Annotated in this window: 17 protein-coding genes; 6 read left to right on the plus strand and 11 right to left on the minus strand. The window is 65.8% G+C overall.

Annotated features, from left to right (window positions below; all coding sequences use genetic code 11):
- Window positions 1–132: 132 nt before the first annotated feature.
- From RM96_RS16000 to RM96_RS16020, 5 genes are all read right to left on the minus strand, one after another.
- Window positions 133–933 (minus strand): enoyl-CoA hydratase/isomerase family protein, encoded by an 801-nt coding sequence (locus RM96_RS16000; protein WP_039011947.1) that lies wholly within the window; start codon window positions 931–933, stop codon window positions 133–135.
- Between the two features lie 50 nt (window positions 934–983).
- The gene (locus RM96_RS16005; protein WP_039011949.1) at window positions 984–2,099 is read right to left on the minus strand and encodes a CaiB/BaiF CoA transferase family protein; all 1,116 of its coding nucleotides are present in this window, start codon (window positions 2,097–2,099) and stop codon (window positions 984–986) included.
- Window positions 2,100–2,217: 118 nt separating this feature from the next.
- Window positions 2,218–3,414, minus strand: coding sequence for an acyl-CoA dehydrogenase family protein (locus RM96_RS16010; protein WP_039011951.1), 1,197 nt, complete (start codon window positions 3,412–3,414; stop codon window positions 2,218–2,220).
- A gap of 11 nt (window positions 3,415–3,425) precedes the next feature.
- On the minus strand, window positions 3,426–4,607 hold the full coding sequence (locus RM96_RS16015) for a lipid-transfer protein (protein WP_039011954.1): 1,182 nt from the start codon (window positions 4,605–4,607) through the stop codon (window positions 3,426–3,428).
- A 62-nt stretch (window positions 4,608–4,669) separates the two neighbouring features.
- Window positions 4,670–5,467, minus strand: coding sequence for an enoyl-CoA hydratase/isomerase family protein (locus RM96_RS16020; protein WP_039011955.1), 798 nt, complete (start codon window positions 5,465–5,467; stop codon window positions 4,670–4,672).
- A gap of 245 nt (window positions 5,468–5,712) precedes the next feature.
- On the opposite strand from RM96_RS16020, the gene RM96_RS16025 reads away from it, so the two are divergent.
- Both RM96_RS16025 and RM96_RS16030 read left to right on the plus strand, forming a co-directional pair.
- On the plus strand, window positions 5,713–6,507 hold the full coding sequence (locus RM96_RS16025) for an enoyl-CoA hydratase/isomerase family protein (protein WP_039011956.1): 795 nt from the start codon (window positions 5,713–5,715) through the stop codon (window positions 6,505–6,507).
- 13 nt (window positions 6,508–6,520) lie between these two features.
- Window positions 6,521–7,315: an SDR family NAD(P)-dependent oxidoreductase gene (locus RM96_RS16030; RefSeq protein WP_238587290.1), complete on the plus strand. Its 795-nt coding sequence runs from the start codon at window positions 6,521–6,523 to the stop codon at window positions 7,313–7,315.
- A 93-nt stretch (window positions 7,316–7,408) separates the two neighbouring features.
- Here RM96_RS16030 and RM96_RS16035 read toward each other — a convergent pair whose 3' ends face one another.
- From RM96_RS16035 to RM96_RS16045, 3 genes are all read right to left on the minus strand, one after another.
- Entirely contained in the window at window positions 7,409–8,767 is a 1,359-nt protein-coding gene (locus RM96_RS16035; protein WP_039011958.1) for an MFS transporter, read from the minus strand.
- 227 nt (window positions 8,768–8,994) lie between these two features.
- A complete protein-coding gene (locus RM96_RS16040) occupies window positions 8,995–10,032 on the minus strand; it encodes a DUF1254 domain-containing protein (protein WP_082016568.1) in 1,038 nt (345 codons plus the stop codon).
- A gap of 54 nt (window positions 10,033–10,086) precedes the next feature.
- Entirely contained in the window at window positions 10,087–11,445 is a 1,359-nt protein-coding gene (locus RM96_RS16045) for a DUF1214 domain-containing protein (RefSeq protein WP_039011959.1), read from the minus strand.
- A gap of 349 nt (window positions 11,446–11,794) precedes the next feature.
- Between RM96_RS16045 and RM96_RS16050 the strand changes: the two genes are divergently transcribed.
- From RM96_RS16050 to RM96_RS16065, 4 genes are all read left to right on the plus strand, one after another.
- Window positions 11,795–13,105 carry a DUF1254 domain-containing protein gene (locus RM96_RS16050; RefSeq protein WP_039011961.1) on the plus strand — a complete coding sequence of 437 codons (1,311 nt, stop codon included), beginning with the start codon at window positions 11,795–11,797 and terminating at the stop codon, window positions 13,103–13,105.
- Between the two features lie 278 nt (window positions 13,106–13,383).
- Entirely contained in the window at window positions 13,384–14,280 is an 897-nt protein-coding gene (locus RM96_RS16055; RefSeq protein WP_238587292.1) for an enoyl-CoA hydratase/isomerase family protein, read from the plus strand.
- A gap of 14 nt (window positions 14,281–14,294) precedes the next feature.
- Window positions 14,295–15,029 carry an NAD(P)H-dependent oxidoreductase gene (locus RM96_RS16060; RefSeq protein ID WP_039011964.1) on the plus strand — a complete coding sequence of 245 codons (735 nt, stop codon included), beginning with the start codon at window positions 14,295–14,297 and terminating at the stop codon, window positions 15,027–15,029.
- 49 nt (window positions 15,030–15,078) lie between these two features.
- Window positions 15,079–17,139 (plus strand): alkyl/aryl-sulfatase, encoded by a 2,061-nt coding sequence (locus tag RM96_RS16065; protein ID WP_039011966.1) that lies wholly within the window; start codon window positions 15,079–15,081, stop codon window positions 17,137–17,139.
- Window positions 17,140–17,274: 135 nt separating this feature from the next.
- Here the strand turns inward: RM96_RS16065 and RM96_RS16070 are convergent, their stop codons facing one another.
- The 3 genes from RM96_RS16070 to RM96_RS16080 all read right to left on the minus strand — a co-directional run bounded on the left by RM96_RS16070 (window position 17,275) and on the right by RM96_RS16080 (window position 21,051).
- A complete protein-coding gene (locus RM96_RS16070; protein WP_039011968.1) occupies window positions 17,275–18,843 on the minus strand; it encodes a class I adenylate-forming enzyme family protein in 1,569 nt (522 codons plus the stop codon).
- Between the two features lie 162 nt (window positions 18,844–19,005).
- Entirely contained in the window at window positions 19,006–20,250 is a 1,245-nt protein-coding gene (locus RM96_RS16075; protein ID WP_039011969.1) for a thiolase family protein, read from the minus strand.
- Between the two features lie 27 nt (window positions 20,251–20,277).
- Entirely contained in the window at window positions 20,278–21,051 is a 774-nt protein-coding gene (locus tag RM96_RS16080; RefSeq protein WP_039011971.1) for an enoyl-CoA hydratase/isomerase family protein, read from the minus strand.
- Window positions 21,052–21,229 lie beyond the last annotated feature (178 nt).

Raw genomic sequence — 21,229 nt, forward strand, 5'->3', positions numbered from 1 at the left:
CCTCACCCCCAACCCCTCTCCCGCAAGCGGGAGAGGGGAGCAAGCCGCCGGTCGTCCGGGGCAGCGGTTTAACGTTACGCCGCTGGCATCCGCCCTTCACCTCCCCTTGTGGACGGACGCCGGGCGCCGTGGTCAGAACAGCCGTTCGGCGCCCGGATAGAGCGGCGCTTCCTTGGCAAAGAAGCGGCGCACGGCCTCGGCGTTATAGCTGCTGGCGGCACACAGGCCCTGTATGGCGGTTTCGAGTTGCGTCATGGCATGCCGGTCGGTCTCGAACGTGCGGTTCATGATCCCCTTGGCCATCCCGAGCACATGCGTCGGCGCATTGTCAAAGCGCCGGGCGTACTCGATGGCTGTTTCCCGCAAACGATCGGCCGGCACCACGGCCTGCACCAGCCCGATCTCCAGCGCCTCGCCGGCCAGGACCTCGCGCGCGGATAACACGATCTCCTTGGCGCGCACCAGCCCGACCAGCCGGGGCAGGATGTACATCAGGCCAAGGTCCGGCACATAGCCGATGCGCGGGAAGTTGGACACCAGCCGCGCCTTGTCGCTGGCGATGATGAAGTCCGCCCCCAGCGCCAGCGACAGCCCCGCGCCGACGGCAAAACCGTCGATGGCGGAGATCACCGGCTTCTCCAGGTCCATCAGCTCGGCAAACCAGCGGTGGGCGCCGAGCAGTGCATCGCGCACGAGGAACGGCATTTCGCCCTCTTCCCCGCCGCCGCCGAGGTCCGCACCGGAACAGAAGTGCCCGCCGGCACCGGTCAGCACGACGGCGCTGACCCCGCGGTCTTCCCGCGCCCGACGGATGGCGGCAGCCAGCAGCTGCTTGGACTCCTCGTCGAGCGCGTTGCGGCGCTGCGGACGGTTTAGGGTAATGACAGCGGTCTTGCCGTCCTTCTCGAACAGCACCTTGTTGTTGTCGGTCATGTCTCTCTCCTGTCGCGGGCGTGTCCCGCTTGTTGTATCGGCGATGGCACTCAGGCGGCGTTGCACCAGTCCCTGAGCACGGATGCCGTATGCTCGCCACGCTGCGGCACCTTGCCGGGCCGTCCGGCCGGCGTGCCGGAGAAGCGCGGTGCCGGATTGGCCTGCAGGACGCCATCGATCTCGGTGTACACGCCACGCGCAACCATGTGCGGGTGGGCCGCAGCTTCGTCGGGATTCAGCACCGGGGCAAAGCAGACATCGGTTCCCTCCAACAGCGCGCACCACGCGTCGCGCGTCCTGGTGGCGAACATGGCGGCGAAGCGCTCATGCTGCTGCGGCCACAGCTTCTGGTCGTGCTGCGTGGCGAACGCCGGGTCGTCGGCCAGGCCGAGCTTTTCCAGCAACAGCTTGTGAAAGCGCGGCTCGGCCGAGGCGATCGTGACGAAGTTGCCGTCGGCGCAGCGATAGGCGCGATACCAGTGCGGCCCGTCGAGCAGGCTGGCGCCGCGTTGATTGGTGAACATGCCGGCCGACTTCAGGCCCAGGATCAGGTTCATCATGTGCGCGCTGCCGTCGACGATGGCGGCGTCGATGACCTGGCCTTTGCCGGTTTCGCGCGCACTCATGATGCCGGCGAGCAGCCCGACCATCAGGTACATGGTGCCGCCACCGATGTCGCCCACCAGGCTCGGCGGCGACATCGGCGCTTCGCCGGGCTGGCCGGACCACCACAGGGCGCCCGACAGCGCGACATAGTTCAGGTCATGGCCGGCGGCATGGGCCAGCGGGCCTTCCTGCCCCCAGCCGGTCATGCGGCCATACACCAGCTTCGGATTGCGCGCCAGGCACACGTCCGGGCCCAGCCCGAGGCGCTCCATCACGCCGGGGCGCATCCCTTCGATCATCGCGTCGCATTGCTCCACCAACCGGAGCACGGTGTCGATGCCTTCCAGTGTCTTGAGGTCGACGGCAACCGAGCGCTTGCCGCGATTCTGGATCGCGTGCCGGCCGACATCGAGATCTTCCGGGCCGGGCTGCAGGCGGTCGACCAGGACGACGTCGGCGCCGAGGTCGGCCAGCATCATGCCGGTGACCGGAGTCGGGCCAAGGCCGGCGATTTCGAGGATGCGCAGGCCCGCGAGCGGGCCGCTTTTGTTTGAAGCCATTTCCTTCTCCAGAACACGAAGTGAAGGGCATCGCTGTTGCATGCGCCGGCCCTCTCCCCCGCCCCTCTCCCGCAAGCGGGAGAGGGGAGAAAGCCGCTGGTCGGTTGAATAGCGGCGCTTAAAGCCCGAACATCATCTTCGCCACGATGCCGCGCTGCACCTCGCTCGTGCCGCCATAGATGGTCGCCGCGCGGCGCAGGAACATATCGTTGGCAATGCCGCGTGCCATGTCCTGCAGCGGATACGGCTGCGCCGGTGCCGGCTCATGCAGATGCGCATACGCCACGGCGCCGTAATCGCCCAGCGCCTCGACCTGCGCTTCCGTGATGCGCTGCTGTAGGTCGGTGGCACGCAGCTTGAGCATCGAACCCAGCACGTGCGAAGCCGGGTTGTGCGTCATCTCCAGCCTGGCAACGCGCTGCACCATCATGCCGATCGCCCGCAGTTCGGCATCCAGCCGCGCCAGCTTCAGCGCGAACGCCGGCCGGTCGATCAGCTTGCCGCCATCCGCATCCAGCGTCTTCGCAAAGCGTCGCAGCTCCCGCATGTAACGCATGAGATCCGGCAGGTCCGCTGTGGTCGCGTGCTCGTTGTTGAGCAGGAACTTGGTGATATTCCAGCCTGCGCCCTCCTCCCCAATCAGGTTCTGCACCGGAACGCGCACATTGTCGAAGAACGTCTCGTTCAGGTGATGCGCGTCGTCGATGCTGCGGATCGGCCGCACGGTGATGCCTGGCGTTGTCATGTCCACCAGCAGGAAGCTGATCCCGGCCTGCTTCTTGCCCGTCGCGTCGGTCCTTACCAGCAGGAAGATCCAGTCGGCGTGGTGCGCGTAGCTGGTCCAGATCTTCTGGCCGTTGACCACATAGTGGTCGCCGTCGCGGATGGCGCGGGTCTTGAGCGAGGCCAGGTCGGAGCCCGAGCCAGGCTCGGAAAAGCCCTGGCACCAGAGCCGCTCGCCATCGAGGGCGGCGCGCAGGTGCTCCGCCTTCTGCGCCGGCGTGGCGAACGCGTTCAGCACCGGCCCGAGCATCTTCTGCACAAAGCCGTCCTGCGTGGGCGTGCCGGCCGCGGTGCATTCGTCGTCGAACACCAGCATCTGCTCCACCGACCAGCCCGTGCCCTCATGCGCCACGGGCCAGTAAGGCGCGCCCCAGCCATGCGCGCGCAGCAGCTTCTGCCAGCGCAGGATCTGCTCGCGCGGCGAGCGCGTACAGCGCGGCAGCCCCTTCAGGTCCGCAGGCACCTTGTCCCGCAGGAACTGGCGGACTTCCTGGCGGAACGCCTCCAGTCCCGGATCAGCTTGAAAGTCCATGCATGCCTCCGTCAGTCCTTCCGGTACATGGTGACGACCGCCGCGCCGCCGATGCCGACGTTGTGCTGCAGGGCCACGCGCGCATTCTCCACCTGGCGCTTCTCTGCCTGGCCGCGCAGTTGCTGGACCAGTTCGGTGCACTGGGCCAGGCCAGTCGCGCCGATCGGGTGCCCCTTGCACAGCAGGCCGCCCGACGGGTTGACCACGTACTTGCCGCCGTAGGTGTTGTCGCCGTCGTCGACGAACTTCGCGGCGCCGCCTTCCGGGCACAGGCCGAGCGCCTCGTAGGTCAGCAATTCGTTCTGCGCGAAGCAGTCGTGCAGTTCGACCACGTTCACGTCATCGGCGCCGATGCCGGCCATTTCATACACCTTGTTGGCCGCCGCGCGCGACATGCCAAAGCCGGCGAGGTGGCGCAGGTCGCCCGAATGGAAGGTCTCGGGACCGTCGGTGGTGAGCGCCTGGCCGGCAATCCACACACGCGTGTCCAGGCCATGCTTCTTCGCATAGGCTTCGCTGCACAGCACCACCGCAGCCGCGCCGCAGGTCGGCGGGCAGGCCATCGAACGCGTCATGACGCCGGGCCACATCACCTTCTCGGCCATCACCTCCTCGGGCGTGACCACCGTGCGGAACACCGCCATCGGGTTGTTGGCGGCATGGCGGCTCGCCTTGGCGCGGATCTTGGCGAAGGTTTCCACCGGCGTGCCGAAGCGCTTCATGTGGTCCAGGCCGGCGGCGCCGAACAGCTGCAGGGCGGGCGCCACGCCGTCCGGTACCACGCTCTCGCACGCTCGGTTGAACAGTTCCAGCGGGGCAGGACGGTCGTTGTAGATCGTGCCCAGCGCGCCCGGGTTCATCTGCTCGAAGCCAAAGGCCAGCACGATGTCGACCATGCCGCTGGCGATGGCCTGGTTCGCCAGGAACAGGGCCGTCGAGCCGCTGGCGCAATTGTTGTGGACGTTGATGACGGGAATGCCGGTCATGCCGATGTCGTACAGCACGCGCTGACCGCCGGTGGAATCGCCGAAGATGTAGCTCGCATAGGCCTGCCGGACCGACTCATAGCCCACGCCGGCGTCCGCCAGCGCCAGCCGCACGGCCTGCGCACCCATCACGGTGTACGGATCGCTCTGGCCAGGCTTCTTGAACGGAATCATGCCTACGCCGGCAACCACGACTTTCTGCGTCATGTCTTTCTCCTTGAATGTCTTGATGTTTGAAATGAAACCAGGCGGGAATCGGCCGATTCCCGTCAGAACAGGCGTTGCGTGCCCGGGAACAGCGGCGCTTCCTTCGAGAAGAAGCGCCGTACCGCCTCGGCGTTGTAATGGCTGGCCGCGCACAGGCCCTGCACAGCGGCTTCGAGTTGAAGCAACGCATGCCGGTCGGTCTCGAAGGTCCGGTTCATGATGCGCTTGGCCATGCCAAGCACATGGGTCGGGGCTTTCTCGAAGCGTTGCGCGAATTCGACGGCGGCGTCGCGCAGGCGGTCGACCGGCACCACGGCCTCGGCCAGGCCGATGGCCACCGCTTCTTCGCCCTGGATCTCGCGAGCGGAGAAGACGATCTCCTTGGCACGCACCAGCCCGACCCGGCGCGGCAGGATGTACATCAGCGACAGGTCGGGGACAAACCCGACGCGCGCGAAGCTCGACACGAAGCGTGCCCGGTCGCTGGCGATGATGAAATCGGCCGCCAGCGCCACCGACAGGCCGGCGCCGGTCGCAAAGCCGTCCACGGCGGAAATCACCGGCTTTTCCAGGTCGGTCAGCTCGGCGAACCAGCCATGGTGGTCCAGCAGCAGGTCGCGCACGTAGAAGCCGCGCTCGGCATCCGCGCCGCCGTCGCCCAGGTCCGCCCCGGCGCAAAAATTGCCACCGGCGCCGGTCAGCACGACCGCGCTCACCGATCGGTCTTCCCTGACCGCCCTGACGATGTCCGTCATCGCCGCCTTGATGGAATCGTCGAGCGCATTCCTCCTGTGCGGCCGATTCAGCGTGATGACGGCCGTTGCGCCGACCTTTTCCAGTAGCACCGTGTTGTCAGACATGCAGACTCCTCTCTCCAGTGAAGCGTCCTGATTTGCACTTGCCGGGTCATCTTAGGGAGGGGTGCGGGACGTGCGCCCCTCCCTTTTTTGCCGTCGGCGGCAGGGAGGGATGGGGAGACAGGCCAGCCGCAGTGAAAGTGCGCCATGCGTTGCGCCCCCGCCGTTCAGGGAGGGGACGTAGCAAAGACGCGCTGGCTATCGTCGTCCGGGCACCGTTGCACACCCATCAACATGGAGGAGACACCATGAACTTCAGCGACTACCAGCACATCAGCTTTGCCCGGCGCGGCAAGGTGCTTGAAATCACCCTCAATCGCCCGGAGCAGCTCAATGCCTTCAACGGCGGCCTGCACGCCGAGATGGCCAGGGTCTTCGTCGATGCGAACAATGACCCGGAGTCGGAAGTCATCGTCCTGACCGGCGCCGGCCGTGCCTTCTCCGCCGGCGGCGACCTCGAGGCCGTGAAAGCCGGCTTCGACGATCCGCGCGCGTTCCGGGTGACGGCCCGCGAAGGCAAGCAAATCATTTTCTCCCAGCTCGATTGCGAGAAGCCGATCATCGCCAAGGTGAACGGCCCCGCCATCGGCCTGGGCTGCAGCATTGCCCTGTTCTGCGACGTGATCTTCGCCGCGGACACCGCAAAGTTCGCCGATCCGCACGTGAATGTGGGCCTGGTGGCCGGCGACGGCGGCGCCATCATCTGGCCGCAGCTGATCGGCTATGCCCGCGCCAAGGAGTACCTGCTGACCGGCGACGCGCTGACGGCGACGGAGGCGGCGCGCATCGGCCTGATCAACCATGCCGTGCCGGCCGCGGAACTCGATGCGCGCGTCAACCAGTTCGCCGACCGCCTGGCCGCCGGGGCCGCGCAGGCCATCCGCTGGAGCAAGGTATCGGTCAACATCGGCCTCAAGCAGCTCGCCCACTCCATCATGGATACCTGCATGTCCTACGAATGGCTGGCCAGCAAGTCGGACGACCACCGCGAGGCGGTCAATGCCATGCTGGAAAAGCGCAAGCCGGCGTTCACCGGCCAATGAGCGGAGTGCCCGAATGGCAAACACCATGAAGCACGGCGCCAGCCAGAGCCCGCCCATGGACTTCAGCGGCAAGCGGGTCCTGGTGACCGGCGGCGCCAGTGGAATCGGCGCGGCCATCGCGGAATTCTTTGCCGGGCAAGGCGCCGTGGTCTGCGCCTCCGACCTGAATGCCGCCCCTGACCTGCCGGGCCGCAAGATGCTGCGCGGCGATGTGTCATCCGAAGCGGATGTTCAGCGCATCACGGCAGAAGCCGTCGCCCACATGGGCGGAATCGACATCCTGGTCAATAACGCGGGGATGCTCGAGCCCGCCAGCCGCACCGTAAGGCAGCCGGTGGCAACGTGGCAGCGGACCATCGGCGTCAACCTCACCGGCACCTGGCTGATGTGCAAGGCGGTCGGCGCGCACATGCTCGAACAGGGCGGCGGGGCCATCGTGAACATCGCCTCGATCTATGGCCTCGGGGGCGGGCCCGGCATTGCCGCCTATACGGCGTCCAAGGCCGGCGTGATCATGCTGACCCGCTCGCTGGCCTGCGAATGGGCGCAGAAAGGCATCCGCGTCAATGGCGTTGCGCCCGCCATCATCCGCACGCCCCCGCTCGACGCCATGACAAGCGCCGGCCGCCTCGACACCACCTCGCTGGAACGCCGCACGCCAATCGGACGGCTGGGGTATCCCGTCGAAGTCGCGCAGGCGGTGGCGTTTCTTGCCTCGGAATGGGCTTCGTACGTGACCGGCGCCACGCTGCCGGTCGACGGCGGGTGGACCGCCTTCGGCGCGGACGGTGACGCTTCGAGGGGCTAGCACGGCGGTCGGTTTGCTCCCCTCTCCCGCTTGCGGGAGAGGGGAGCCTCCACGAGCGGCGTCAGTGCAGGCAGGCGCCGTTGGTGCGCACCGTCACGCGGACTCCGCCCGCAACGGATTCCCCGCAGCACGCCGTGCCGCAGCCCCCTTGATCATCAGCGCCACTGCAGAAACCAGCACGAACCCCATCACCACGGTAAAGACCGTGGCAAGGCTGAAGCCATCGCGCAGCATCAGCGCGCCGGCCATCGGACCGGCGATGCCGCCGAACCGGCCGACGCCATGCATCCACGCGATCCCCGTCGAACGGCCACTGGCCGGATAGAAGGCCGCCGCCACCGCACCCATCGACATCAGCGCGCCGCTCAGGCCGATGCCGCCAAGGAACACGCACGTGGCCACCCAAACCAGGTCTCCTTTCTGCTGCCCGACCAGCCACATGCCCAGCCCGCCCAGCACGAAGGCACCCGCAACCACAGTATTCCGGTCGAAGCGGTCCATCAGCCAGCCAAACAGGAATGTGCCGAAGATGCCGCCAACCGTCAGCAGCACGGTGATCAGGGTCGAATTCTGCAGCGAGGCGCCCATGTCCTGCACCAGCGTCGGCAGCCAGCCCAGCAGCAGGTAGTAGGCAAAGGTGCCGAAGAAATAGGCGCTCCACAGCATGAGCGTGCCCGTGCGCAATTGCCGCGAGAGCACCACGGCCACACCTGCCTTGCCGGGCTCTGGCGCGGCCGGCAGCACGAAGCGGGTGTCGTCGGCAATCTCCTCCCCGCGCGCGATACGCCGCAGCACCGCGGCGATCGCGGGCGCCGGGTAGCCCTGCTGGACCATGAACTGCAGCGGCTGCGGCATGGTCACCAGCATGAACAGGCCCAGCACGACCGGCACGATGCCGCCGATGAGGAAGACGCTGGTCCAGCCATGCGACGGCACCACGGCCGCGGCGGCCAGTCCGCACGACGATGCGCCGATCAGGGCGCCGCAGGCAATGGTGTTGACGAGGAAGGCGCTCATGCGTGCGGGCGCATACTCGTACATCAGCGTCACCGCGCCGGGCACTGCCGCGCCCACGCCGACGCCGGTGAAAAAGCGCCACGCGCCGAGCGACACCAGCGAGTCGGCCGTCATGGTCCCGAGACTGCACAGCCCGAACAACAGCATCGAACCGACCATCACCGTCTTCGGACTGGTGCGGGTGAACAGCGGCCCGGCAATCAGCGCGCCGAGCGCCAGCCCCAGCACCCCCACGCTCAGCACAGGACCGAACGCGGCCCTGGTCGTGCCCCATTCGCGCAGGAGCACCGGCACGACGAAGCCGATGGCCACGCTGTCATAAGCGTCGATGGCGATCAGCAGGAAGCAGGTGAGCAGAATTCCCCACTGGTACCGCGAAAAGCGATGTTCGTTGATGAACTGCTGCACGTCGAGCGTGCGTGACAGGTTCGTCATGTTGTCTCCTATAGGTATTGTCATGTCGTCCGGCGCCGGGTCCGGCGCGGGTCCACCGCAAAGACCACCAGTGGACGCGGTTGACGATACGCAGTGGCTTCGGCGCGCTCTCCCCCATTTTCGGGAGGGGACGCATCATTGGCAGGCAGGGTAAACGGCATGGGGGGCGTTGAAACGCCCCCCATGCCTTTCCTATCGTCGCGCGCGGTCACGCGCTGGCCACACCCTCAGGACACCGGCCGCGGCGGCGGTAGCTTCCACGTGCCCTGAAGGATCTCCGGCCGCGGCAGGTAGTAACGGACCATGTAGTTCCAGCCCGGCATGACCGGCAGGCAGTTCGTCGCATCGTGGCCGCAATCGCCGAAGCGGATCGAAACCGCGCCGTCCGCGCCCCGCTTCGCCGTCAGGCTGTTGATCGAGTAAGCGCCGAGCGCGTTGCGATGGAAATAGCCAGAGGCGTCATACACGCTGACAGACCAGAACGCGCCGACCGGCACGGTGGGGACGTCGAGGCGGTAGCTCGTCGTGCCATCGTTTCGCTCGGGCGTGACGATCTGGTAGAAGGCGTCTTTCTCCGGAATGCCGCCCCAGGCGATGGCGCTGCCGATGAGGTGGCGCACCGGGTCGACCTGCCCGCTTCTGCCAAACATCCGCCGCGAATCGGGTATGGTGGTTCCCAGCGCGATCAGCATCTTGCGCAGGGCATCCTGGCTGGCCTTGTCCCAGGCAGGTACGTCGAAACGGCCCGGACCATTCGGCTGGCTGACACGGATGGCATCCTGCAGGGCCCAGGCCTGCTTCGCGTCGTCGGCCTTGCCCGGGTCGATCAGCGTCCGCACGCCCAGCATGACATAGCGCGTCCCGATCTCCTTCCGGGTGAAGGTATGGCTGCCGGCGCGATAGTGCACGCCAAGGACGTGGCTGTCCTCATCCAGCACCGCGAGCGACATAAAGCGGCTGCCCGCATCCGGCATGGTGACGGTAACCGGCCCGGCGTCGAGATCAAACACGGCGGTGGAGTACAGCGTGTCCCGGTTCGGGCGGACCACGGTCTGGCTGTCCACCGGCACCAGTTCGCGGAAATGGGAAAACTTGCCGAAGCCGCCCCGCTTGACCGTGAAGCCGAAGTAGCGGTCCGACTCGGCGCGCCCGAAATTGTCGACGGTCACAAGCACCGGCGCGCCTGCATCAACCTGGGCGTGCACATTGGGCGCGACGGCGGCCAGCATGGCGCAAGCCACGGCATGCAAAAACTTCACTGACATATTCGTCTCCTTATCTATCCTCGCGTGGTGTTAAGCACTGCCAGATCTCGCCCGTCACGACAGCCGCATGATCGGCGGCGGCACATACTTGCGGGCCGCCTCGCCGTCCTTCGGTCCGTAGAACCGCAGCATCAGCCGATACTGCTGGCCGGCCGGCGTCGGCAGCCAGTTGCCCTCCGGGGCGTTTTCCGGCTTTTGCGGACCGAAGTACAGGGTCAGCGAGCCATCCTTGCCGTACTGCAACCGCGACTGGTTATTGAGCAGGAAGCGATTCAAGGGATTCGGCAAGACACGGAATTGCCGGGAATCCACGGCGAGGACCGACCAGAAGTAGCGCGCCTCGGCAGCGGGAAGCTGGTCCTTCGGGAACGTCAGGGAGTAGGTATAGCTGCTATCCAGCGGCGCTCCGGCACTGTCGACCGCACCCCGGAAGTAGTTGGCCTCGTCGAACGTGTTGACCCATATCCCGCCATAGTTGAACAGGGTACGGCTCAGATAGTCGCTGCCATAGGTCCCGGACACGGCAGCACGCGCCCATCCGTTGCGGACCGTACCCGGGCCAATGGTCCGGCTGGCTTTGGCAAAGTCGGCAAAGGCATGCTGGCGGATCACTCCGTCCACGCGGGCGCGTTCGTCGGGGTTGGCGATGGACCGGGCAATGGCGCGCACCTTCGCCTGCAACGGTTCCATGCCGGGGTTCAGGTCCGGCTCGCTCGCCAGCGCCGACTCGGCAACGTCGAATGCCTCCACGCCCGGCAGGTTCCGCAAGTCGAACACAGGCGTTTGCGGAATGCGGGGCAAGCGTGGCGTGCCAGTCGCCCGCATCCTGAACTGGTGCTGCAGCGCTTCGGCACGCTTCCAGTCCCCGCCCAGCTCAATGCGGGAAAGCACCCGCGTATAGCGCGCCGGCAGGTCCACCCGCGTCACGTTCGCCGGCAGCGCGACATTGGCTCCGCGCAGGCACACGGCAAAGTCCCCGCTGGGCCGGCTGGAAAAGGTGCGGTCGTTGATATTGGCCAGCGTCTCGCCCCAGCCGTTCAGGAACTGCACCGTGTAATAGCGGCCCGTGATCTTCGGTACCGTGACGATGGTGCAGCTGTTCTCGTCCACGGCGACCCAGGCCTCGGAATAGGCCACGTCCAGGTTGGGGTTCGGCCAGTCCACCGCGCCTGGCTTGCGATGCACCAGCTGGTTCCAGCTCATGCCCTCGCGAAAGTCCAGTTGCTGCTGGCGCAGCACGAGGAGACGGCCGAGCAGATAGATGTAGGCGTCGCTGATGCCCTGATCGGACCCCCTCGCTTGCTGGGCCGCGGCTGGCGCGGCTGTCATGTTGGGAAGCTGGTGCTGGCAGGCGCCAATCAGCAGTGACGCCGCGACGGCAACCAGGATCAATGGCAATCGGGACAATTGCATCCTCTACTCCTTCTGAGTGTTCGAACATGTATGGGTCTGTCGGGCTCCGCGTCCTGCGCTCCCGCCCCCCTTTCCCGGGACAGCCACCAAATTAGGCCCAGATCCATACGTCCGCGCCCCTCTCCCATCGGGAGGGCGGGAAATATCGGACTACCGTCCCGCCGGGCCTCCCAATACAATCACTCTCTCAATCTCAATGAAGCCGGGGCACCACATGCATAGATTGCCGTGTCGTTATGTCTTTCTTCTGGGCGCCGTGGTTTTCATGACGGCTTGTCAGAACGGTCTTGTGCCCGCGGTTTCCGGGCCGCCGCCCGAGGGTCAATCCGTCGGCGATCTCGACCGGCGCATGGTTCATCGCCGCGCAGTCGAAGCTGCGATCTGGGGCGTTCCGGCGGTGAATTTCGAGCGGCTGCGCGACGGACTCGCCGACGCGGGTGGCGACTGGAACCAGATCGTCTATTGGTCGCGGCTGCCGGATTGGAAGAACCAGACCCTGACGCCCAATCCCGATGTCATCTACCTGATGCCGTTCTACGACACGCGCAACGGCCCCGTGGTCCTTGAGATACCACCCGCCGAAGGTAACGCTTCCATCACCGGGAGCATCGACGACGGCTGGCAGACCGCGCTCGAAGACGTCGGTCCGGCTGGCGTAGACAAGGGCAAGGGCGGCAAGTACCTGATCCTGCCGCCGGGCTACCAGGGAAAGACGCCGGCAGGCTTCATCCCATTGAAGTCGTCCACCTACGCGGGCTATGCCCTGCTGCGATCCAACGTTGCCAGCAGCAGTAGCGCCGACATCGCGAAGGCCGCGGCCTATGGCCGCAAGATCGGGCTGTATCCGCTCGCCCAGGCCACGCACCCGCCGGCCACGCGGTTCATTGACGCAGCCAGCACGGTCTACGACAGCACGATCCCCTATGACCTGCGTTTCTACCAGTTGCTGGACCGCTTTATGCAGCGAGAGCCATGGATCGAGCGCGACAAGGCAATGATCGACATGCTGAAGTCGATCGGCATCGAACAGGGCAAGAACTTCGCCCCCGACCAGAAGACGCAGGCAACCCTCAAGGAGGCCGTCACTGAGGCGAACGCCTGGCTCCAGGCCAGTTATGAAGCGGCCTTCAGGAACACGTACTTCCCTGGCAGCCGCTGGGCCGTGCCGGTTTCGCCGGAGGTGCTTGAGGGCCTGGGAAGCAATTTCGGCAAAGCCGCCAGCTATCCCACCAGTGGCCGCGGTGTCATGTACACCTTTGGCTTCTTCAGTGCCAAGCATCTGGGCAAGGGGCAGTTCTACCTGTTGACGCTCAGGGACAAGGCTGGCCAGCCTCTCGATGGGGCAAGCACCTACCGGCTCACCGTGCCGCCAAAGGCGCCGGTCAGGCTCTATTGGTCCGCGACGGTCTACGACCGCGCAACGCATGCCCTGATCCGGGATCAGGCACGCCTGAGCCGTGCCTCGAATTCGCAAGGGCTGCAGAAGAACACGGATGGTTCGGTCGATCTCTATTTCGGTCCGGCATCGCCGCCGGGCAAGGAATCGAATTGGGTGCCCACCCGCCAGGGAAGCCAGTTCGAGGTGCTGTTCCGACTCTACGGTCCGGAACAACCGCTGTTCGACAAGACCTGGCAGTTGCCTGACCTTGAGAAGCTCTGACACACCAGAACTTGATCCGCCTGGACCGCGATACGCTTTACCCGGCGGCCATTGCCCGCTGATCAGGGCCGGATCCATACGTCCGCGCCCCGCTTTCATCGGGGTCGGCATTTCCGAACTGCCGCCACGCCGGATCCCCTCATCCCATTGCGTACGGGAATCTCCACCCCGCTGCTCAGCGACTGCCCGACTGTAAGAAGAAGCAGAAGCGCTCGCCCGACCCTGACGGCACCTGCCTGATCCTGCCTGGACTGAGCGGCCACCACTGTGGCGCCGGCATGCGGCACATCCCTCGCTCGCACCCTTCCCACAGGAGAGGGGAGAAACGCCGCCGCGCCACGCAGAATCGGCGATCGAGCCTCCCCCTCGAAAGGGGTGGCATCCGTCTCTGCATCGTGGAACCCACCATGGACTATCAATACTTTCTGCTCGACATCTCCGACAAGGTCGCAACGGTCACCATCAACCGCCCCGACAAAGGCAATGCGCTCTCCCCCGCCGTACTGGAGGAAGTCATTACCATCTTCAACGGCCTGGCGGCGCGAGATGACGTGAACGTCATTGTCTTCACAGGTGGCGAACGCTTCTTCTCCGCAGGTTTCGATCTCAACGAGATCCGCAAGCTGGAAAAGGTCACGAACGAGACGTACACGGCGCTCTTCCACCGCGCCTACCGGGCCGTGCTGTTCTGCCCGCAGCCCGTCATTGCCGCGGTCGGCGGCGCCGCCATCGCTGGCGGCTTCGATCTGACGATGATGTGCGACATCCGTTACGCCTCGAGCCGTGCCAAGTTCGGGCAGCGCGAGGTGGTCCTATCGCTCACGCCGATCCTGGACCCGCTCTGGCGCATCATCGGCCTGGGCCGCGCCAAGGAAGTCGCGCTCAGCGGCCGCATCTACGACGCCGCGGAAGCCGAGCGGATGGGTTATGTCAGCAAGGTGTTCGCCGAGGGGGAACTGCTTGCCTCGGTCAGGGCGATCGCCGTGGAGATGGCCGGCTACGACCGGATGTGCCTGGCGGAAACCAAGCAGCTGTCCAACCAGCTGCTGAACCTGGACCTCGACGGCGCGATGCGCGCCCAGGAGTGGCTCTTCCGGACCTATATAGGGTCCGAAGAAAATCACCAGCGCATCGATGCGCTGCAAGCCCGCCTTGCCGCCGAGCGGCGAAAGTAAAAGAGAGATCCGCAATGCATGTACTGATCGTATTCGCCCACAATGAGCCGCAATCGTTCAACGCCGCGATGAAGACCACCGCGGTCGAAGAATTCGAGGCGCAGGGGCATCAGGTGAAGGTGTCCGACCTCTATGCCATGCAATGGAAAGCCGTTGCCGACCACGACGACTTCGGCAGCCGCGCCAACGCCGACTACCTGGTCTACGCGCTGGAGCAACGGCATGGCTACGAGAAGAAGACGCTCGCGCCCGACATCCTGGGCGAACTGGAAAAGCTCGAGTGGGCGGACCTGGTCATCTTCAACTTCCCGATCTACTGGTTCTCCATGCCGGCCATCCTCAAGGGATGGGTCGACCGCGTGCTGATCTCCGGCAAGTGCTACGGCGGCATGCGCTTCTATGACCGAGGCGGACTGCGCGGCAAGAAGGCAATGCTGGCCGTGACCATCGGCGGACAGCCGCACATGCTCACCGAGGGCGGCATCCACGGCGAACTCGAGGAGATGCTGCGCCCGATCCTGCGCGGCACGCTCGGCTACTCCGGCATGACCGTGCTGCCGCCTTTCGTTGCGCATCACGTTCCGTATATCAAGCCGGAGGCGCGCGCTGAGCTGCTTGAGCAGTATCGCCAGCGGCTGCGGCAGATCGACAGCCTCGCCCCGCTCCGGTTTCCATCGATGGACGACTTCGACGACATGCTTCACCCACTCAACCAGGCTGACGCGGGCCATACCGGCCTCGAAAGCTGACCCGCACACGTCTCACACCCGCACGAAAACAGCAATCAAGGAGACTCCAATGGCTGTTCATCACACGCTACGGCGCGCCGCAAGACAAGGTGGCGTTTCGGTTGCCGCCCGCCTCGCCATCGCGCTGGCTGCCGGTGCGCTCGTCCATGGCAATGCGATGGCCCAGGCCGCGCCGGGCGCCGGCCAGCCGCAGCCGGTTGCGCCGAAGCCGCCGACCGCCGCCACGCGCGCGGCCAACCAGGCGGTGCTGGGCCAACTGCCATTCAAGGACCGGCAGGATTTCGAGGACGCACAGCGTGGCCTGATCGCCCGGCCGGACCCGGCAGCCATGCGCGCCGCCTACGGCAACGTGGGCGCCAGCGTCGCGGCGCTCACGGCGCAGGTCGGCAACGACAAGCCGGCGCCCGACACGGTCAATCCGAGCCTGTGGCGTAACGCCCAGCTTCTGGGCAACTACGGGCTCTACAAGGTCACCGACCGCATCTACCAGGTGCGGGGCCTCGAACTCGCCAATATGACGCTGATCCAGGGCGATACCGGCTGGATCGTCCTCGATTCGCTGACGTCCGCCGAGGCTGCCCGGGCGGCGTTCGACCTGGTCACGCAGCACCTCGGGCGCCGCCCGGTCGTCGCCGTGGTGGTCAGCCATTCCCACGTCGACCACTACGGCGGCATCCGCGGCATTGTCGACGAGGCCGACGTGAAGGCCGGCAAGGTGCGCATCATCGCCCCGGAGGGCTTCATGGAGGAAGCAGTCAGCGAGAATGTCATCGCCGGCAACGCCATGAGCCGCCGCTCGGTCTACATGGGCGGCGCGTCGCTGCCGATCAATCCGCAAGGGAGGCTGGCAGGCGGCCTGGGCATCCTTGGCGCCCCCGGTACCGTCACCCTGCTGTCGCCAACGGACACGATCGCGAAGGACGGGCAGGAGATGGTGATCGACGGGGTGAAGATGGTCTTCCAGCTCACGCCCGGCACGGAAGCGCCGGCCGAAATGAACACCTGGTTCCCGCAGTTCAAAGCCATGTGGATGGCCGAGAACACCACCAACACGCTGCACAACCTGCTGACGCTGCGCGGCGCGCAGGTGCGCGATGCCACCAAGTGGGTGGATGGCATCAACGCGACAATCGCAAGCTTCGGCAAGGACGTCGAGGTCAAGTTCCAGTCGCACCACTGGCCGCTGTGGGGACACGACCGCATCATCGACTATTTCGAGAAGCAGCGCGACCTGTACAAGTACATCCATGACCAGTCGGTCCGGCTGATGAACGAAGGCTACGTTGGCACCGAGATCGCGGAAGTCGTCAAGCTGCCGCCCGAGCTGGCGAACTTCTGGCCGAACCGCGGCTACTGGGGTACGGTGAAGCACAACACGCGTGCGGTGTACCAGCGCTACCTGGGCTGGTATGACAGCAACCCCTCGTCGCTCGATCCGCTGCCGCCCGTTCCTGCCGCAAAGAAGTACGTGGAATACATGGGCGGCGAAGCCGCCATCCTGGCACGCGCGCACAAGGACTTCGACAAGGGCGAATACCGCTGGCTGGCCGAGGCCTTGCGCCAGGTCGTGTATGCCAACCCCGACAACAAGGAGGCGCGCGAACTCCTGGCCGACAGCTACGAGCAACTTGGCTACCAGGCCGAAGCCCCGACCTGGCGTGCCGAGTACCTGCAAGGCGCCTATGAGCTGCGCAACGGCGTGCCGAACGCCCGGCGCGTGCAGACCGCCAGCCCGGATACCGTCCAGGCCATGCCGCCGGAAATGCTGTTCAACTACATGGCGGTGCGCCTGAACGGTCCGAAGGCGGCCGGCAAGCACCTGGTGCTGAACGTCGGCCTCACCGACCTCAACCAGCAGTACGCGCTGGAGGTCAAGCACGGCGTGCTCAACTATTTCCCGAAGGCCACGCCCAAGGCGGATGTCAGCCTGAAGCTGAGCAAGACCGTGCTGGAGCGTCTGCAGCGCAAGGACCTCACCGTCGACCAGGCGGTAGCGTCGGGCGATCTGGTGCTGTCGGGCCGGCGAGACGCGCTGGAGCAGTTGCTGGCAATGCTCGACACCTACCCCTCGTGGTTCAAGGTGGTGACGCCCAATCCTGACCCAAGCTGAAGCGCGCAGCGCCTGCCGGCCGTACATGGCGGCAGGCGCTCGTCGCAGTACTGCAGCGGCCATCACAAAAAAAGGCCCGGATGGAGCCATTCCGCTTCCAGCCGGGCCGCAGTACAGCCACAAGACGCGCAGGACTTACGACACCCGCCGCCCCTTGCCCTCCCAGTACTTCTCGCGCACCTGGCGGCGAAGCACTTTTCCTACCACACTGACCGGCAACGCCTCGACAAACACGATCGACTTGGGCACCTTGAACCGCCCTAGCCTGCCCTTGACGTGCTCGATCAGCTCTTCAACCGTTACCTGCGCCCCGGCCTTGACCACCACCTCCGCGTGCAGCGCCTCGCCCCATTCCTCGTGGGGCACGCCAATCACCGCCGAGTTGGATACGGCCGGGTGCGAGTTCAGCGCGGCTTCCACTTCGACGGCATAGACGTTGAAGCCGCCCGTGATGATCATGTCCTTCTTGCGGTCGACCAGGTACAGGAAGCCTTCGTCGTCGATGTAGCCCAGGTCCCCCGACTTCCAGAAGCCGTTCGAGAACTCCGCCGCGGTGGCCTCGGGGTCGTTGTAGTAGCCCGAAATGGTGCCGCGGCAGCGCAGCCAGATTTCGCCGGTCATGCCCTGCGGCATTTCCTTGCCCTCGTCGTCGACCACCATGATCTCGACGCCCGGCACGATGCGCCCCGCCGAGCCAAGCTGCTTTTCCGAGGCAGTCAGGTGGTCCGCCTTGCCGAGCAGGCCGACCGCGTGCAGGATCTCGGTCGCGCCGTAGATCTGCATGAAGATATTGCCGAAACGCTGCTGCGCCTGGCGCAGCTTGGCGGGGCTCATCGGTGCCGCGCCGTAGGCGAGCGTGCGCAGCGACGACAGGTCGTACTGCGTGGCCTCTGGCATTTCCAGCATGCGATAGATCATCGTCGGCACCAGCAGCGTGTTCGTGATCTTCTCGGCCTCGATATTGCGGCACAGCTGGGCCAGGTCGGGGATGTTCTGCGTCACCGTGCAGCCGCCGCGGAACAACGTGGGCAGCAGGCCCAGGCCGGATCCGTGGCTGATCGGCGCCATGTGCAGGAAGCGCGTGTCGGCGTCATAGACCTGCTCGCTTTCCATATACATGGAGTCGCGCATGGCCATCCAGTTGTCCATCGTGTACGCGGCGCACTTGCTCTTGCCGGTGGTGCCGCCAGTGAAGCGGTAGACCAGCGGGTCGTTGCGCATGTCGCTTTCAACGCCAGGGTTGTCGTCCGAGGCGCCGTCCAGCAAGTCCCAGAAGTACAGCAGGCCTTCGCGTGGGGCCGCCGGCGGGTCCATGCAGACCACCGTCACGCCCTGGCCGCGCAGCATGTCGAAGTAGCGGTCGAGCAGCGCGTTCTCGATGAAGACGACCTTGGGGCGGATGAAATCCACCTGCCAGCGGTGTTCTTCCTGCGCGTCGCGGTAGTTGGTGTAGGCGAGGGCGGCATCGCCCTTCAGCGCGGTCCATGCGTGCAGCAGGGCAATATTGTCGTTCTCGAGAATGCACAGGCCGATATCGCCCCGGCGCAGTTGCAGACGGTCGCGCATCATGTTGACGATGCGGTTGGTCAGCGCATGCAGCTCGCGGAAGGTGTAGCGACGCCGGCGCTCGATATTGACCAGGGCCTCCCGTTCGCCGAAGCGCACGGCGAGGTTCCCCATCGTGCGCGCAAAATTCATTTTCATTCGTTGCCTCCTGCCCACTGTCATAAGTGGAATGTTAACGAAACGGGGGATGCTGCAACGCCGCATCCCCCGCCTTTTCTGCCGTTGCACCGCCGCTCGGAAGCCGCGCCCTTCCGTAGCGCCTAGGGCTTCACATGCGCGGTTGTGCGTGTAGCCGTCCGCTCAGGCCAGCCCGAAGATACCGACGTGCTCGGTCGACTCCTCGACGCGCCACAAGCCGCCGCCATTGCCCTGCAGGGCAATGCGCGCGCCTTCCACCTGGCGCTTGCCGCACTCGCCGCGCAGCTGCTCCACCAGTTCGAAGATCTGGCCGATGCCGGTGGCGCCGATCGGGTGGCCCTTCGATTCCAGGCCGCCCGACGGATTGATCGGCAGCTTGCCGCCCAGCGTGGTCTCGCCACGCTCGGCCATCTCGCCGCTTGCGCCCGGTTCGCACAAGCCCAGCGATTCCATCGACAGGAGCTCGCCAATGGCGGTGGCGTCATGGATTTCGGCCACGTCGACATCCTTCGGCGAAATGCCGGCCTGCTCGAACGCGGTCTTGCCGGCCAGGTGCGTGCAGCCCTTGTCGAACTCATCGGCAGCGCGCGCGGAGGCCGAACGCACCACGCTTGCCAGCACCTTGACGGCGCGCTTGCGGTCGAAGCCGTACTTCTTCAGCGCCGACTCCGTGCAGACGATGGCGGCCGACGCACCGTCGGAGATTGGCGAGCACATCGGCAGCGTGATCGGATACGTGATCGGCGGCGCGGCCAGCACTTCCTCGATGCTGATCGGGTTGCGGTACTGCGAGCGCTCGTTGTGCACCGAGTGCCCGTGGTTCTTCGACGACACAGCAGCCAGCTGGCGCTGGGTAATGCCGAAGCGCTCCATCAGCCCGCCGCGGCCCAGCGCCGCGTACACGTCCATGAACGGGCTGTAAGGCTTCGGCGACTGCGAACCCTCTGGCGGCACGATGCTCTTGCCCATCGCCGCCAGGTAGTTCTTGTTGTCCTCGAAGGTCTCGATATCCCACGCCGACTCGAAGGCCGAGAACATCTTGGCCTTGTCGCTGTAGAACATCTTCTCGGCGCCGACGGCAATGGCCACATCAGCAGCGCCGGCACGCAGCTGCGTCACGGCCAGGTTGAAAGCGTGGCTGGACGAGGCGCAGGCGCCTTCCAGGTTGAAGATGGGGATGCTGTCGAAGCCCAGCGGCAGCAGCGCCACCTGGCCACGGATCATGTGCTGGCCGTCGAAATGGCCCTGCGTGCAGTTGCCGTAGAACGCGGCCTGCACCCACTTGCGGTCGCAAGCGGCGTCCTTCAGCGCATCTTCCACCGCCCAGGCGGTGAGCTGCTTGACGGTCTTGTCGGCGTGGCGGCCAAACGGCGTCATGCCGACGCCAACGATGTAGATGTTTTCCATGTGTCTTTGCTCCGGTGCAGTCGTCGATCAATAGCCTTTGAACTCGGGCGTGCGCTTCTCTGCAAAGGCGCGCAGGCCCTCGGCGATGTCGTACGAACGCTGGTGGTTGCGCAGCTCCAGCAGTTCGTGGCGCAGCGCGTCGGCCACCGGCTTGTCGGCGGCTTCGTCCGCCACTTTCTTCATCTTGCGCAGCACCAGCGGGCTCTTCTTCGACAGCTTGTCGCCGATGGCCTGCACGCGGGCCACCAGTTCCTCGTCGGCCACCACTTCGGCGACCAGGCCGTATTGCTTCATGTCGGCCGCCGGCAGCGACTCACCGGTGTACAGCAGGTACTTGGCAATGTTCAGCGGAATCTTGCGCGGCAGGACGGCTGCGCCGCCGCCGCCCGGGAACACGCCGAAGTTGGAGTGGGCATCGCCAAAGCGGGCGCTCTGCGCGGCGATCACGAAGTCGCAGGCCAGCACGGTCTCCAGGCCGCCGGCCACCGCCAGGCCGTTCACGGCGGCGATGGTGGGCTTCGGGAAGGCGCGCAGCGTGTCGAAGAAGGCCACGAGCGTGTCGAGCAGGTCCGGCTCGCCGGGACCCGGGGTACCGGATGCCTTCAGGTCGGCACCGGCGCAGAAGGCGGGGCCCGTGGCGGTCACCGCCACCACGCGCACCTGGTCGTCCTGCTGCCAGACACGCAGCTGCGCGGCCATGGCCAGCGCCATGTCCTTGCTGATGGCGTTGCGGGACTCCGGGCGCATCAGGGTTATCCAGCCGACCTGGCCCTTGACCGAAAATGAAACGGGTTCGCTCATGTCTTCTCCTTGATCCAATATTCAAACGCGCACGGCGTTTCTGGCTGGATGCCAAGGTACGTCAGCCGGGAACCCGCCTGCCCCTCCCCTTGCGGACGTGGCCGGACTCGGCGCGGCCCGGACGCGCCCGGTGTGCCCGATATCGCACGTTGCCGGCAACACCACTACTTTCCAAACC

It is taken from the genome of Cupriavidus sp. IDO (assembly GCF_000812465.1).
Classification (GTDB): domain Bacteria; phylum Pseudomonadota; class Gammaproteobacteria; order Burkholderiales; family Burkholderiaceae; genus Cupriavidus.